This is a genomic window from Pseudomonas sp. BLCC-B112, assembly GCF_028550695.1.
GTDB lineage: Bacteria > Pseudomonadota > Gammaproteobacteria > Pseudomonadales > Pseudomonadaceae > Aquipseudomonas > Aquipseudomonas danubii.
Genome location: NZ_JAQQGK010000001.1, coordinates 154,842 through 169,271 on the forward strand (window position 1 = coordinate 154,842; position 14,430 = coordinate 169,271).

The following is a 14,430-nucleotide window of genomic DNA, read 5'->3' on the forward strand; positions in this document are numbered from 1 at the left end:
GCGCCTGCGTGAGGGCGAGAGTCGCCCTCAGGGTTCTGGCTCATCGGTTATGGGGTCAGGCTGACACCTGAGAAGGAGTTGCGGCCGAAGGGACTGACCTTGAAACCCTCGACTTTCGCACTCAACGGCTGGTTGATCGTCGAGTGGGCCACAGGCGTGATCGGCACTTGCTGCTTGAGCAACTGCTGGGCCTGCTTATAGAGCTCGGTGCGCTGTTCACGGTCGGTGACGACCTTGGCTTGCTTGATCAGCTGGTCGTATTGCGGGTCGCACCACATGGAGTAGTTGTTGCCGCCGATGGCGTCACAGCTGTACAGGGTGCCGAGCCAGTTGTCCGGGTCACCGTTGTCTCCGGTCCAGCCGATCAGACTGATGTCGTGTTCGCCGTTTTTGGTGCGCTTGATGTATTCGCCCCATTCGTAGCTGACGATCTTCACCTTGAGGCCGATCTTCGCCCAGTCGGACTGGAGCATTTCGGCCATCAGCTTGGCGTTGGGGTTGTAGGGGCGTTGCACGGGCATGGCCCAGAGGGTGATTTCCGTGCCTTCCTTGACCCCGGCAGCCTTGAGCAGCTCACGGGCTTTTTCCGGGTTGTAGGCAGCGTCCTTGACCGTCTCGTCGTAGGACCACTGGGTGGGCGGCATGGCGTTCACCGCCAACTGGCCGGCGCCCTGGTACACGGCATTGAGGATGCTCTGCTTGTTCACCGCCATGTCCAGTGCCTGGCGCACTTCGAGGCGGTCGAAGGGTTTGTGTTGCACGTTGTAGGCGATGTAGCCGAGGTTGAAGCCGGGCTTCTCGATGACTTGCAGTTTCGGGTCGTTTTTCAGGGCATCGATGTCGGCGGGACGCGGGTGCAGGGTCACCTGGCATTCGCCGGCGCGCAGCTTCTGCACGCGTACCGAGGCATCGGTGTTGATGGCGAAGATCAGCCTGTCGAGCTTGACCCGGCTCGGGTCCCAGTAATGCGGGTTGGCGGCGTAGCGGATCTGCGAGTCTTTCTGGTAGCGCTGGAACACGAAAGGTCCGGTGCCGATGGGTTGCTGGTTGATCTGGCTGGGCGTGCCGGCCTTGAGCAGTTGCTCGGCGTATTCGGCGGAGAGGATCGCGGCAAAGCTCATGGCCAGGTTCTGGATGAACGCGGCGTCCACGGTGTTGAGGGTCATGACCACGGTCATGGGGTCGGTTTTTTCGACCTTGGCGATGTTCTTGTTCAGGCTCATGCCGTTGAAGTAGGGAAACTCCGTCGGATAGGCCTTACGGAACGGATGTTCGGCGTCGAGCATGCGATTGAAGGTGAACAGCACGTCGTCGGCGTTGAGGTCACGGCTGGGCTTGAAGTAGGGAGTGCTGTGGAACTTCACCCCTTCACGCAGGTGAAAGCTGTACTTGAGGCCGTCCTCGGAAATATCCCAGCTCTTGGCCAGGGCCGGCAGTACGTTGGTTGCGCCTTTTTCGAACTCCACGAGGCGGTTGTACAACGGCTCGGCGGCATCGTTGTCGGTGGCGGTGGTGTACTGCGCGGTGTCAAAGCCTGCGGGGCTGCCTTCGGAACAGAACACCAGGCTGCGGTCGGCAGCGCTGCAGATCGAACTGGTGGCCAGCAGGGCCGAGAAAATCAACGAATGACGCATGACGGTCCATCTCCATTTTTTGTTGTGATGATCAATGGACCCTGGCTCCTTCCTGGAGCCTGTACAGGCCATTGATGCCCAACCATGGCTGCAGCAAATGCCCACCGATAGACGCAGTTTTGCCATGCCTCGACGTTAGGAGCCGAAGGCTGGGTCGTATATGCGCTGTACCTGAAAGGCTTGTAGGAATCGGCTCTAAATTCGAAAGATCACGTCCAAAAGGACGCAATCTCGACCCCAGGGCCGGACGCTTTCAGGGGGGGCGGTAAAACAACGGCGACACCAGGGACGTCGCCGTTGCAGAACCTTATTTGCCGATGCCTACGCCGTAGAAGGAGTTCAAGCCAAAGGGGCTGATCTTGAAATCCTGCACGTTGGCGCGCATGGGTTGGAACACCGTCGAGTGAGCGATAGGTGTCATCGGAACGGCATCTTTGAGAATGTGTTGCGCCTGCTTGTACAGCTCGGTGCGTTTGGCCACATCCGACGTGGCCTTGGCTTGCTTGATCAGGGCGTCATAAGGCTTGTCGCACCATTTCGAGAAGTTGTTGCCGTTCATTGCATCGCAGCCGAACAGGGTGCCGAGCCAGTTGTCAGGGTCACCATTGTCGCCGCTCCAGCCGATGATCATCGCCTGGTTCTCGCCGCCTTTGGAGCGCTTGATGTACTCGCCCCACTCGTAGCTGACGATGTTGACCTTGAGACCGATCTTGGCCCAGTCGGACTGCAGCATCTCGGCCATCAGTTTGGCGTTCGGGTTGTACGGGCGCTGTACCGGCATGGCCCAGAGGGTGATCTGGGTGCCTTCCTTGATGCCCGCTTCCTTGAGCAACTGCTTGGCTTTCTCGGGATCGTACTTGGCGTCCTTGATGCTGGTGTCGTAGGACCATTGGGTCGGCGGCATGGCGTTGACCGCCAGTTGGCCGGCGCCCTGGTAGACCGAGTCGATGATCTGCGGCTTGTTGACGGCCATGTCCAGTGCCTGGCGAACCTTGAGGTCAGCCAGCGGGTTGGCGTCGGTGCGGCCCTTGAGCACCGGCATCACGTTGTAGGCGATGTAGCCCAGGTTGAAGCCTGCCTGTTCAGGCATCTTCAGGGTCTTGTCTTCCTTGAGCGCCTTGAGGTCGGCCGGGCGCGGGAAGAGGGTGATCTGGCATTCGTTCTTCTTCAGCTTCTGGATGCGCACCGATGGGTCGGTGGTGATGGCGAAGATCAGGTTGTCGATCTTCACGTCTTCAGGTTTCCAGTAGTCCTTGTTGCCGGTGTAGCGGATGTTGGAGTCTTTCTGGTAGCTCTTGAAAACGAAGGGACCTGTGCCGATCGGTTTCTGGTTGATATCGCTGGTCTTGCCTTCCTTGAGCAGCTTGTCGGCGTACTCGGCGGACTGGATGGAGGCAAAGCTCATGGCCAGGTTCTGGATGAATGCGGCATCAACGGTTTTCAGGGTGAACTTGACGGTCTTGTCGTCGACTTTCTCGACCTTGGTGATGTTGGTGTCCATCCCCATGTCGGTGAAATACGGGAATTCGGTCGGGTACGCCTTACGGAACGGCATGTCCTTGTCGATCATGCGGTTGAAGGTGAACAGCACGTCGTCGGCGTTGAAGGTACGGGTCGGGGTGAAGTACGGCGTGGTGTGGAACTTGACCCCTTCGCGCAGGTGGAAGGTGTAGGTCAGACCGTCGTCCGAGATGTCCCAACTGGTGGCCAGGCCCGGAATGACTGCGGTGCCGCCACGTTCGAACTGGCTGAGGCGGTTGTAGAGGGTTTCGGCTGAGGCATCGAAGTCGGTTCCGGTGGTGTACTGGCCAGGGTCGAAACCGGCCGGGCTCCCTTCAGAGCAGAACACCAGGTTAGTCGCCGCGTGGGCGAAGGGGGTGCTGGCCAGCAAGCCGGCACTGACTAAAAACGGAAGGACTGCTTTTTTGAACATGGTGGCCTCATGATTTGTTGTCATTTTTGGAGTAGAGGGCGACCTTGTGAGTCGACCCGCCGATACTTATGCAGCCCTCATACCCATTGCAAGATGCAGGGCCGACACAAGTCTCAAAGAGTGGAACGAACGTACACGAATGACGCATTTGTATAAATGTTGACGCATTTGACCGTTTGCGCAGGTCTTTTCTGGTGCATGCATTGCTTTTCTATTGGGCAAACAGGGCTGTTAGCGCCCCCGCTTGGTGCATCAATGGAACGGGTGCCGACTGGCTTGTGCTTGAGCCGCCAGACCTTTTCAGGCAGGCGCAAATCTTCGACGCATCCGGTTGACCGGATGGCGTAGAACGACGGTGTAGGGGAGGCCGTTGGAGACGGTTGCCCGGGACCTTGCAGGCGATGGCGAATGGACAGCGCATCGTCGGCGGTGTTGAAGTCGTGGCTCGCAGTGAAGTTGTCACTGTGGAGGTTGCTGGTGGCGCGTGACAGTGGCGTGTCGAGGATCAGCCCCGCTGTCTGCCAAACCTGAAGCGGAAAGGTCTTACGCATGCAAACCTCATTTTTTCTTTTTCTAGGGCATATCTGAGGATTGGCCTTGTGGGCCGCGGTAACTCGCCTTTCTATGGGGCGTGAATGCAGCCCCATGGACCCTGTGCGGCGATGGCGATCACTTGTTGTGTTGTTGTTTGTCAATTCGCCGATGCCGAAATTAAGTCATGCTGAAATCGTGGTCAACGAAAATTAAGCCTGACTAACATTTCTCTTGCGCACAGGTACCTCTGTAAGGTTCGGCAGGCGACTGCGGGTGGGGCTTACGCCGCCGAATGGTCGTCGAACAGGCCCATGGTCGTGACCGTCAGGACTTCCGCCGGGCCGTTGCCGACATTGGCCAGGCAGTGGGTCTTGGTCGAGTCGAAGTGCACCGAGTCGCCGGCGCCAAGTGGATATTGCTGACCTTCGATGGTGTAGACGATCTGTCCCGAAAGAACGTAGGAAAACTCAGAGCCATCGTGGGAGATCAGTTCCGACTGATAGCCCACCGGGATGTTCATTTTCACCGCGTTGATCAGGTTGCCGGGAAAGGAGCTGGACAGCCGTTCGTAGGCCAGTGGCTGACCTTCGATGGTGTAGCGCACGCGCTTGCCGTCGTGGGAGTCGGGTTGCGCCTGGGTCGGCTGGTCGAACAGAGCGTTCAGCGGAACGTTCAGCGACTTGGCAATGTTGACCAGAGACGAGATCGATACACCGGTGAGATTGCGTTCCGCTTGGGAGAGGAAACTGGCGGTCAGGCCGGATTCACTGGCAATTTGGCGCAGGGTTTTCTTGGCGGCGCGGCGATAGCGGCGCAGGCGTTCGCCGATGCGATCTGCGGTCATTAGAGAGACTCTTATAGGAAAGAAGCAGTATACCCGGCAGACACCCATGACGCCTGGCAGGCGCAATACCGAGGTGCGTAACTTTAGCATCACCCTGGTGGCCGAACGCACCTACCCTGAGCCGAGTTCGTCGGGTGCCGGTTGAAATGCCTGGTCACGAAAAACGGCGGTGACCTCGGTTTGCGCTGGAGGTTACCGCCGTTGGGGGACGCTGGGAGAGGTTTACGGCATCAGCACTTCGATGGCGCCATCGGCGGTCATGCTGACCTGGCTGGTGCCAGCCTCGACTTCCGGAGTCACGGGCGCCGAATCCATGCTGGCGGCCTTCATCATCATTGGCGCACGCAGGTAGGGCTGTGGATAACCGTTGCTGTTGAGGTTCAGGTTGACGATTTTGTAGCCCTTTCCACCCAGGGCTTCGGTGGCCAGTTGAGCACGGGCCTTGAACGCCTTGACCGCGTCCTTGAGCAGGGCATCTTCGCTGGCCTTGCGGGTCGGGTCGGCGATGGCGAAGTCCATGCCAGCCATTTTCAGGTCGCCCAGCAGTTCGCCGGTGAGCTTGGACAAGGCGGCGAAGTCGGAGCTTTCCAGGCGCAGTTCGGCGCGCTCACGCCAGCCGGTGATCTTCTGGCCTTTATCGTCGTAGATCGGGTAGCTGTTGCGGCTGCCCTGGCGCAGCGTCACATCCTTGACCTGGCGGGCCTGACCCAGGGCCTTGTTCATGATGCTGGTGATTTCTGCAGCAAGCTTGGCTGGGTCGCTGTTCTGCGACTCGCTGTAGAGGGTCACGATCATCAGGTCCCGTGCCACTTCCTGGCTGACTTCGGCCCGCAGGGAAATCTGGTTGTAGTGCAATTCATCGGCGGCCAGGGCGGGCAGACTGGTGAGGGTGCCGGCGCTGAGGGCCAGAAGGGCGAGGCTGCGACTGAAATGCTGCATGGAAACTCCTTGAGTGCGGTCCGCAGGATCAGCTCAGAGCCTGCGTGAAACATTCAGACAGTGTGGGGCTGCGGCAAGTTTCAAGCCGCAAGCTGCATGTTGAGAGCCAATACGCTTGTAGCTCAAAGCGTGCAGCTTGCCACTGTTTTTCTGTGACGCTTTGCCGCAGTTTTGCCTGTGGCGGGGGCTGCTTGGTTATACTCCCGCCGATTGCCCTGGAGCGCTCATCAGGAGAGCTCATGCTCGCCCCCTTAAAATTATTGTCTGCCACTCGTCAGAACCTCTGGCGCCTGACCTTTATTCGTACCCTGGTTCTGGCTGCTCAGGCCGGCTCGGTGGGGCTCGCCTATTGGTTGGAACTGTTGCCACTGCCCTGGTTGCAACTGGGCGTCACCTTGATGTTTTCCATGGTGCTCTGTGCCTTCACCGCCATCCGCTTGCGAACCTCGTGGCCGGTGACGGAGCTGGAATATGCCCTGCAACTGGCTTGTGACCTGTTTATCCACAGTGTGCTGCTGTATTTCTCCGGCGGCTCTACCAACCCCTTCGTCTCCTATTATCTGGTGCCCCTGACGATCGCCGCCGTGACCTTGCCCTGGCGCTATTCGGTGGTGCTGTCGGGTATTGCCCTGACCCTCTACACCTTGTTGCTGGCGCGGTTCTATCCCTTGCAGACTTTCCCCATCGCCCGGGAAAACCTGCAGGTCTATGGCATGTGGCTGAGTTTTGCCCTGGCGGCTGCGGTGATCACCTTCTTCGCTGCACGCATGGCCGAAGAGTTGCGCCGTCAGGAAGAATTGCGGGCGATCCGCCGTGAAGAAGGCCTGCGCGATCAGCAATTGCTGGCCGTGGCGACCCAGGCCGCCGGTGCCGCCCATGAGTTGGGCACGCCGCTGGCGACCATGAGCGTATTGCTCAAGGAGATGCGCCAGGACCATCCCGACCCGCTGTTACAGGATGACCTCAGCGTGCTCCAGGACCAGGTCAAGTTGTGCAAGGAAACCCTGCAGCAACTGGTGCGCGCCGCCGAGGCCAATCGCCGTATGGCGGTGGAGATGCAGGAAGTCACCCAGTGGCTGGACGAAGCCTTGAATCGCTGGCACCTGATGCGTCCCGAGGCCAGCTACCGCTTTCATCTGCTGGGAGAGGGACCAGTGCCGCGCCTGGCGCCGCCGCCGGACTTGACCCAGGCCTTGCTCAATCTGTTGAACAATGCAGCCGATGCCTGTGCCGAAGGTCTGGAGGTGCGCCTGGACTGGGATGCGGAAAACCTCACCATCAGTATTCGTGACCACGGCGCCGGAGTACCCTTGGCCATCGCCGAGCAGATCGGCAAACCGTTTTTTACCACCAAGGGCAAAGGCTTCGGCCTGGGCCTGTTTTTGAGCAAGGCCAGCGTGACCCGCGCCGGTGGCTCAGTGAAACTCTACAGTCATGAGGAAGGCGGAACGCTCACCGAGCTGCGCCTGCCCCGTGCCGCCCGAGGAGACGACCATGAGTGAAGAGATCCAAGTCGAAGGCGAAGAACTGCCGCATCTGTTGCTGGTGGATGATGACGCCACCTTTACCCGGGTAATGGCACGCGCCATGAGCCGCCGGGGCTTTCGCGTCAGTACCGCAGGTTCCGCGGAAGAGGGCCTGACCATCGCCCAGCAGGATTTGCCGGACTACGCCGCGCTGGACCTGAAGATGGATGGCGACTCCGGGCTGGTGCTGCTGCCCAAGCTGCTGGAGCTGGACCCGGAAATGCGCGTCCTGATCCTCACCGGTTATTCGAGCATCGCCACGGCGGTGGAAGCCATCAAACGCGGTGCCTGCAACTACCTGTGCAAACCCGCGGATGCCGATGATGTGCTGGCCGCGCTGCTCTCCGAACATGCGGACCTGGACACCCTGGTGCCGGAAAACCCGATGTCCGTGGACCGTCTGCAATGGGAGCACATCCAGCGTGTGCTGACCGAGCACGAAGGTAATATCTCCGCCACTGCCCGGGCCCTGGGCATGCATCGCCGTACCTTGCAGCGCAAATTGCAGAAGCGTCCCGTGCGTCGCTGAACCGCGACTGAATGAATGTCGCTGGACACCGTGAAAAAGCGAGCCGATCTACTAAGATCGGCTCAACGCTTGTCCTTCTCCCTATCGAGCCACAACGATGAATCAGAACGCTGAGTACTCCGCGGTCAACGATGCTGTGCGCGGTCAATTCTTTCGCCGGGTCTGGGCCATGATTACCCCTTACTGGCGTAGTGAAGAGAAGGGCAAGGCCTGGCTGCTGCTGATCGCGGTGATTGGCCTGTCGCTGTTCAGTGTCGCCATTTCGGTATGGATCAACAGTTGGTACAAGGACTTCTACAACGCCTTGCAGAAGAAGGACGAGGCGGCTTTCTGGAGCCTGATCCTGTATTTCTGCGGGATCGCCGCGGTGGCCATTCTCGGTGCGGTGTATCGCTTGTACCTGACCCAGATGCTGACCATCCGTTGGCGCGCCTGGCTGACCGAAAGACACTTTGCCCGTTGGCTGGGCAACAAGAACTACTACCAGCTGGAGCAGGGCGGCTACACCGACAACCCCGACCAGCGGATTTCCGAAGACCTCAACGGCTTCACCACCAACACCTTGTCCCTGGGCCTGGGATTGATCCGCAACGTGGTTAGCCTGGTGTCCTTCTCCATCATCCTCTGGGGTGTATCCGGCAGTATCGAGGTCATGGGCTATACCATTCCCGGCTATATGTTCTGGTGCGCCCTGGTGTATGCGGTGGTCGGCAGTTGGCTGACCCACCTGATCGGGCGTCGCTTGATCGGCCTGAACAATCAACAGCAACGTTTTGAAGCCGACCTGCGTTTCTCCATGGTGCGAGTCCGGGAGAACGCCGAGAGCATTGCCCTTTACGACGGCGAGAAGAATGAGAACCAGCGTCTGAGCAGCCGTTTCAGCAAGGTCTGGCACAACTTCTGGGACATCATGAAGGTCTCCAAGCGCCTGACCTTCTTCACCGCCGGTTATGGCCAGATCGCGATCATCTTCCCGTTTATTGTCGCCGCGCCGCGTTACTTCGCCGGCAAGATCGAGCTGGGAGAGCTGATGCAGATCAACTCGGCGTTCGGCAATGTCCAGGAGAACTTCAGTTGGTTTATCAGCGCTTATTCGGAGCTCGCTGCCTGGCGCGCTACCTGTGACCGTCTGTTGAGCTTCCGCCAGGCCATGAGTGAAAACGAGGAGCGTCCTCCGGCGATTGACGTGCAGCACCAGGGCGAACAATTGCAGGTGCGTGATCTGGGTCTGGATCTGGCGGATGGCCGTCATTTGCTGGCCGGTGCCCAGATGACCGTGAATCCTGGCGAGCGACTGATGCTCAGTGGTCGCTCCGGCAGTGGCAAGAGCACCCTGTTGCGAGCCATGGGACGCTTGTGGCCGGCGGGGCACGGGAGCATCTTGCTGCCGAACCAGCGCTACCTGTTCCTGCCGCAGAAGCCCTACCTGCCTATTGGCAGCCTGCGGGAAGCCTTGAGTTATCCACAGTCGGGCGACAGCTATCCCCAGGAGCGTTATGCACAGGTCCTGGAAACTTGCCGCCTGCCCCATCTGGTGGCGCGTCTGGACGAGAGCAATCACTGGCAGCGCATGTTGTCGCCGGGGGAGCAGCAGCGGCTGGCGTTTGCCCGGGCGCTGCTCTATGCGCCGCAATGGCTGTACATGGATGAGGCGACTTCGGCCATGGATGAAGAAGATGAAGCCAATCTGTACCAGGCGTTGATCGATCAGTTGCCGGGGCTGAGCATTGTCAGCGTCGGCCATCGCAGCAGCCTCAAGCGCTTCCATCCCCGCCATGTACGCATTGAGCAGGGGCATTTGCTGGAACAGACGGTGACCGTATGACGCTGGCCAGGTAAGCCTTGCCGCTTGGCTTGAGTGCGAGGTTCGGGAGGACGTCTCGGTGAAATCAGGGGTTGGCGATCATTGAGGGCAATGACGCCGGCTGCGCCAGGGCCATGAACCGGCGCTGGCGCAGCGGAGCAGGAGGCCTGCTCGCGGGTGAGCCCGCTCCTACAGCGCGCGGTTAGGCTTTGTGCAGGATCGAACGGTCAACTCGTACGGCCAGTTGGCCGCTTCCCGGCTTGGCGTTGAAGGCCACGTTGCCGTGTTCATCCACGCAGGCGCGGGCAATGGGAGCGCCGTTGAGCAGCAGCTCCAGAGGTGCGTCCTTGAGGGATTGACCGGAGGCCAGTTGCAGTTTCAGGTTGATAGCCATGGTGATTTCCTTATCAGGCGTTACGGTCGATGAAGCGGCTGGCGTTCTTGTCGATGGAGCCGATCAGCTCCGGCGAGCCTCCGCGGAACTGACGGAACACATTGCGTCCGGTGGCGCTGCTGTTGCTGGTGCCGGCCGGGATGCTCAAGGTCGGCTGGAAGCTGTCGCCCAGTTCCATGTAGGCCGACCAGGGACCTATGTATGACTCATTCAAGCCGTTGGTTTCGCTGAGGGCATAGCGCACCGCCTGGCCAGGGAGCCAGTTGGGCTCGCTGGGGGTGTGGCTTTGCCAGCCATCGGCCAGGATTGTCGGGACCGCGCTTGGGGTTTCCAGGTAGCCCGTCGGCTTGTTCGGGCTGTAGTTCTTCAGCAGCAGGTAGGTGCTCCAGCCCCACCAGTTGTCGATGGTCTTGCTGTCATTGAGATTGTTGACGTCGCTGCGGCGCAGCACTTTGTCACCGCTCATCACGAACAGTGGCGAGAAATTGCCGCTCTTGGCGGCATTCAGATCCGGTAAGGCCTTGAGAGCCGCGTAACTGGCGGGCGCCGGCAGGTTACCGCTGAGGTAGCAGGTAAAGATCTCGTCTGCGGAACGCTGCACCGCCTGTTTCACCTGCTGGCGATTGCGATGATCGACGCTGTCGAAATAACGCTTGTCGCCGTAGGCGTGCCAGCGGTCGCCCTGGGCGTTACTGACATTGAGGCCGAACTTGCTGTCCTCGTCGTGCATGAAACGGGTAATCAGCGAGCCCAGGTCGCTGGGGGTGACCACCGCCGCCACCTGTTTGCGTGGCACTCGTACATGGCCGGCAGAAAACAGGTCGGTGAGGAAGTGGTCGGCGAAGGCGTTCATCGCATAGGCCAGTTCCAGTTGCTTGTCGTCGGCAGTCTTACCCGCCAGGACCGCTTGTTGCAGTGCGGCCGTGTGCCCGGCGATATAAGCCGCCAGGGCCCATTCGCCAAAGTGGTCGGCATTGTTGGCCGCCAGCTTCAGGTAGCGCCCCAGAGGGAACAGGGCGGAGACCGCGCTGCCGCCACCGGTGATCCGGTTCCACTCTTCAGACAGGGTATCGCCCAGGGCGTCATAGGCTTCGTGGGGCTGTTTGCCGTCGCGGATCGCCTGGTTGGCGGCAACGATTTCCTTCTGCATCACCGCGAGGATCTGTCGTGCTTCGTCTTTCGCCGCCGGCAGTACTGCCAGCGAGTTGAAGGCCGCGGTAAAGCGTTGCACTCGATCAGCCGGCGTTGCGCCTTCGCAGATCGGCTGCTCGGGAATGCCGTAGAAATCGCCGCCCAGGGCAACCACCTGGCCGTAAGTCAGGGCCAGGCCGTTGGGCAGGTGCAGTTCGACCTGCCACGCGGGGATGGGCGGCGCATCCTTGACGAAACGCAGCAGGGTGCTGTCGCCGATGGCGGTGTGTTCGCCGCCCTCGAAACGCAATTGAGGCAAGCCCCTGGCGGACTTTTGCGGGGGGCGGGGCAGGTCTTCCGGGCGGTGGTACTTGATGGTGTGGTGGCCGTCGGTGACCAGCACCAGGGTGTCGCCATCGCCGGAAATGGCGATGCCTTGTTCAGTGAACAAACGGTCCAGATCGGCAATGATCTTGCCGGCCTGTTGTGGCTGTTGCTGCATCTGTGCAGAGAGTCCTGACATTTCTAGCTCCTTGATATGTCATGGTTATGCTTGATTTAACTGTATGTATATACAGTTATCGTGAGCATAATTGAAAATGACACGCCGTCAAGAAGACGGTTACGTGAGGGCGGGTTGATTGGATTATCATTAGCGCCCTAACGACAGGCTCAAGGTCCCCCCGCGCATGCTGGCTATTTTTTTCGAAACCCTGGCGATCACTGCGCCGGTGTTTGCGATGCTGTTTCTGGGGCTGCTACTCAAGCGGGTGGGGTGGATCAACGACAACTTCATCCATACGGCGTCGGCCCTGGTGTTCAACGTCACCATGCCGGCCTTGCTGTTTCTCGGCATTGTCCATGCCGACCTGCATGCCTCGCTGAAGCCTGGCGTGCTGATCTACTTTTCGGTGGCCACCCTGGTCTGTTTTGCCCTGGCCTGGGGCTGGGCCATCTGGCGTTGCCCGAAGGTGGATCGGGGGATCTATACCCAGGGGGCGTTTCGCGGCAATAACGCGATCATCGGCCTGGCCCTGGCGGCCAGCATGTATGGGGATTACGGGATTTCCCTGGGGGCGCTGCTCGCCGCGTTGGTGATTCTTTACTACAACACCCTGTCGACGGTGGTCCTGGCGGTCTACAGCCCGGCGATCAAGTCCGACCCTTGGAGCATCTGCAAAAGTGTGTTCAGCAATCCGTTGATTGTCAGCGTGCTGGTGGCTGCGCCGTTTGCCTACTGGCAGATCAGCCTTCCCGGCTGGCTGGAGACTTCGGGAAAGTACCTGGCACAGATGAGTCTGCCTCTGGCGCTGATCTGCATCGGTGGCACGTTGTCCATGGCGGCCTTGCGCAACAGTGGGCGGATGGCCATGAGCTCCAGCCTGCTGAAGATGGTCAGCCTGCCGACGCTGGCAACCTTTGGCGCTTGGTTATGCGGTTTTCGCGGGGCGGAACTGGGGATTCTGTTTCTGTATTTCGGCAGTCCGACTGCTGCAGCGAGCTATGTCATGGCCCGGGCGGCCAATGGCAATCATGAGCTGGCGGCGGCCATTATCGTTATCACCACCGTGATGGCGGCAGTGACCACCAACATTGGGATCTTTGTGTTGCAGTGGGGTGGGTGGATCTGAAGCTGTTCACCGTCAAGCCGGCTCTTATAAGGCGGCGCTAGGAGGCGGCTTGTCGGCGAACAACGGGTTCACTGCGGCTGCTGATAAGCGTCAATCACTTCCTGGGCTGCGCGAAACGCATCGATGGCGGCCGGCACTCCGGCATACACCGCGCAATGCAGCAGCGCTTCACGTATCTCTTCCACGGTGCAGCCGTTGTTCAGGGCGCCACGCACGTGGCCCTTCAACTCCTGGGGACACTTCAGCGCGGTCAGCGTTGCCAGGGTGATCAGGCTACGGGTTTTCAACGGCAGGCCATCACGGTTCCACACGCCGCCCCAAGCGTGTTCGTTGACGAACTCCTGCAGTGGCTGGGTGAATTCGGTGGCGTTGCCCAGAGCTCGGTCGACGAAGGCGTCGCCCATCACTTGGCGACGCATTTGCAGTCCGCTTTTCTTGTTTTCGCTCATGGCGCTTCTCTCTTGTGTTGGCGGCGCCAGGCCCGTAGCGAACTGAACAGCAGAAACGCCACCAGCGCTGGCAGGACGAAAAACAGCATCAAGTGTTCCAGCTTTCCCGCCAGGGGCATGCCCGTGGTGAAGGACACTACGTGCAGCCCATAGGCCAGGTACAGGCCGAGAAACAGCAAGCCTTCGGCCCGGGTCACGCGATACCCCGAATAGAACACCGGCAGGCATAGCACTGCGACGCCAAGCATCACCGGCAAGTCGAAATCCAGGGCGTTGGGCGAAACCGAGAGCGGCGTCGGTGCCACCAGGGCGGTAAACCCCAGGACCCCCAGCAAGTTGAAGAGATTGCTGCCGATGACATTGCCCACGGCGATATCCCGCTGGCCCCGCAGGGCCGCGAGCAGGGAAGTGGCGAGTTGGGGCAGGGAGGTGCTGACGGCAATCACCGTCAGTCCCATGACTCGCTCCGACAAGCCCAGGTCGTCGGCCACGGTGACGGCGGCGCCTAGCAGCAAGTGTCCGGCGAAGACCAGTAGCCCCAGGCCGATAAGCACCATCAGCATGCTGCTGAACCTGGGCGCGAAACCGCGCTGGCCGGCTGGAGCGGGCAGGTGATGGCGTGCCGAGTGCCGCGACTGGCGCAACAGCAGGAGCAGGTACAGCACCAGGGCCGCCAGCAGGATGACACCGTCGGAGGGGGTGAGACGCTCGTTATAGGCCAGGATGAATACCAGCAGGCTGGCACCGATCATCAACGGGATGTCCAGGCGCACCAGCTGTCGCGATACCCGCAGCGGAATGATCAGGGCCGATAGACCCAGGGTCACCAGGATGTTGAAGATGCTGCTGCCGATCACGCTGCCCACGGCGATATCGGTGTTGTCGGCCAGGGTCGCCTGCAGGCTGATGGCCATCTGCGGCGCGCTGCTGCCGAAGGCGACGATGCTCAAGCCCATGATCAGCGGACGTACATGCAGGCGCGCGGACAAACGTACGGCGGCACGCACCAGCAACTCGGCGCCGGCGATCAGCATTACCAGGCCGCAGATGAGTTGGATCAGGCTGAGCAGGGGCAGTTCGGC

The 14,430-nt window shown here is 60.2% G+C and carries 13 protein-coding genes; 4 read left to right on the forward strand and 9 right to left on the reverse strand.

Features of this window, described 5'->3' with window-relative positions:
* Positions 1–47: 47 nt before the first annotated feature.
* The 5 genes from PQT43_RS00700 to PQT43_RS00720 form a co-directional block, all read right to left on the reverse strand.
* On the reverse strand, positions 48–1,634 hold the full coding sequence (locus PQT43_RS00700) for an ABC transporter substrate-binding protein (protein WP_110653059.1): 1,587 nt from the start codon (positions 1,632–1,634) through the stop codon (positions 48–50).
* A 307-nt stretch (positions 1,635–1,941) separates the two neighbouring features.
* On the reverse strand, positions 1,942–3,567 hold the full coding sequence (locus PQT43_RS00705; protein WP_102878356.1) for an ABC transporter substrate-binding protein: 1,626 nt from the start codon (positions 3,565–3,567) through the stop codon (positions 1,942–1,944).
* Positions 3,568–3,680: 113 nt separating this feature from the next.
* Positions 3,681–4,118: a hypothetical protein gene (locus PQT43_RS00710; protein ID WP_267269377.1), complete on the reverse strand. Its 438-nt coding sequence runs from the start codon at positions 4,116–4,118 to the stop codon at positions 3,681–3,683.
* A gap of 263 nt (positions 4,119–4,381) precedes the next feature.
* Entirely contained in the window at positions 4,382–4,945 is a 564-nt protein-coding gene (locus PQT43_RS00715; RefSeq protein WP_102878358.1) for a helix-turn-helix domain-containing protein, read from the reverse strand.
* A gap of 222 nt (positions 4,946–5,167) precedes the next feature.
* A complete protein-coding gene (locus tag PQT43_RS00720) occupies positions 5,168–5,884 on the reverse strand; it encodes an SIMPL domain-containing protein (protein WP_170001154.1) in 717 nt (238 codons plus the stop codon).
* A 239-nt stretch (positions 5,885–6,123) separates the two neighbouring features.
* Between PQT43_RS00720 and PQT43_RS00725 the strand changes: the two genes are divergently transcribed.
* From PQT43_RS00725 to PQT43_RS00735, 3 genes are all read left to right on the forward strand, one after another.
* On the forward strand, positions 6,124–7,386 hold the full coding sequence (locus PQT43_RS00725) for an ATP-binding protein (RefSeq protein ID WP_102878360.1): 1,263 nt from the start codon (positions 6,124–6,126) through the stop codon (positions 7,384–7,386).
* On the forward strand, positions 7,379–7,939 hold the full coding sequence (locus tag PQT43_RS00730) for a response regulator transcription factor (RefSeq protein WP_025132017.1): 561 nt from the start codon (positions 7,379–7,381) through the stop codon (positions 7,937–7,939). Before PQT43_RS00725 ends, PQT43_RS00730 begins: the two co-directional genes overlap by 8 nt.
* Before the next feature lie 97 nt (positions 7,940–8,036).
* Positions 8,037–9,764, forward strand: coding sequence for an ABC transporter ATP-binding protein/permease (locus tag PQT43_RS00735; protein WP_110596012.1), 1,728 nt, complete (start codon positions 8,037–8,039; stop codon positions 9,762–9,764).
* A gap of 181 nt (positions 9,765–9,945) precedes the next feature.
* Here PQT43_RS00735 and PQT43_RS00740 read toward each other — a convergent pair whose 3' ends face one another.
* Positions 9,946–10,137, reverse strand: coding sequence for a hypothetical protein (locus PQT43_RS00740; protein WP_102861129.1), 192 nt, complete (start codon positions 10,135–10,137; stop codon positions 9,946–9,948).
* 13 nt (positions 10,138–10,150) lie between these two features.
* Positions 10,151–11,791 (reverse strand): phospholipase, encoded by a 1,641-nt coding sequence (locus PQT43_RS00745; RefSeq protein WP_213664734.1) that lies wholly within the window; start codon positions 11,789–11,791, stop codon positions 10,151–10,153.
* Between the two features lie 166 nt (positions 11,792–11,957).
* On the opposite strand from PQT43_RS00745, the gene PQT43_RS00750 reads away from it, so the two are divergent.
* Positions 11,958–12,899, forward strand: a complete 942-nt coding sequence (locus tag PQT43_RS00750) for an AEC family transporter (RefSeq protein WP_102878363.1) — start codon at positions 11,958–11,960, stop codon at positions 12,897–12,899.
* A 68-nt stretch (positions 12,900–12,967) separates the two neighbouring features.
* Here PQT43_RS00750 and PQT43_RS00755 read toward each other — a convergent pair whose 3' ends face one another.
* A complete protein-coding gene (locus PQT43_RS00755; RefSeq protein ID WP_102861132.1) occupies positions 12,968–13,348 on the reverse strand; it encodes a carboxymuconolactone decarboxylase family protein in 381 nt (126 codons plus the stop codon).
* Positions 13,345–14,409 carry a calcium/sodium antiporter gene (locus PQT43_RS00760; RefSeq protein WP_272753580.1) on the reverse strand — a complete coding sequence of 355 codons (1,065 nt, stop codon included), beginning with the start codon at positions 14,407–14,409 and terminating at the stop codon, positions 13,345–13,347. The genes PQT43_RS00755 and PQT43_RS00760 overlap by 4 nt, the downstream gene beginning before the upstream one ends.
* Positions 14,410–14,430 lie beyond the last annotated feature (21 nt).

Bases quoted from the DNA above. Each gene is read 5' to 3' on its own strand.
- PQT43_RS00700 (WP_110653059.1), bottom strand. From the start codon at position 1,634: ATGCGTCATTCGTTGATTTTCTCGGCCCTGCTGGCCACCAGTTCGATC.
- PQT43_RS00705 (WP_102878356.1), bottom strand. From the start codon at position 3,567: ATGTTCAAAAAAGCAGTCCTTCCGTTTTTAGTCAGTGCCGGCTTGCTG.
- PQT43_RS00710 (WP_267269377.1), bottom strand. From the start codon at position 4,118: ATGCGTAAGACCTTTCCGCTTCAGGTTTGGCAGACAGCGGGGCTGATC.
- PQT43_RS00715 (WP_102878358.1), bottom strand. From the start codon at position 4,945: ATGACCGCAGATCGCATCGGCGAACGCCTGCGCCGCTATCGCCGCGCC.
- PQT43_RS00720 (WP_170001154.1), bottom strand. From the start codon at position 5,884: ATGCAGCATTTCAGTCGCAGCCTCGCCCTTCTGGCCCTCAGCGCCGGC.
- PQT43_RS00725 (WP_102878360.1), top strand. From the start codon at position 6,124: ATGCTCGCCCCCTTAAAATTATTGTCTGCCACTCGTCAGAACCTCTGG.
- PQT43_RS00730 (WP_025132017.1), top strand. From the start codon at position 7,379: ATGAGTGAAGAGATCCAAGTCGAAGGCGAAGAACTGCCGCATCTGTTG.
- PQT43_RS00735 (WP_110596012.1), top strand. From the start codon at position 8,037: ATGAATCAGAACGCTGAGTACTCCGCGGTCAACGATGCTGTGCGCGGT.
- PQT43_RS00740 (WP_102861129.1), bottom strand. From the start codon at position 10,137: ATGGCTATCAACCTGAAACTGCAACTGGCCTCCGGTCAATCCCTCAAG.
- PQT43_RS00745 (WP_213664734.1), bottom strand. From the start codon at position 11,791: ATGTCAGGACTCTCTGCACAGATGCAGCAACAGCCACAACAGGCCGGC.
- PQT43_RS00750 (WP_102878363.1), top strand. From the start codon at position 11,958: ATGCTGGCTATTTTTTTCGAAACCCTGGCGATCACTGCGCCGGTGTTT.
- PQT43_RS00755 (WP_102861132.1), bottom strand. From the start codon at position 13,348: ATGAGCGAAAACAAGAAAAGCGGACTGCAAATGCGTCGCCAAGTGATG.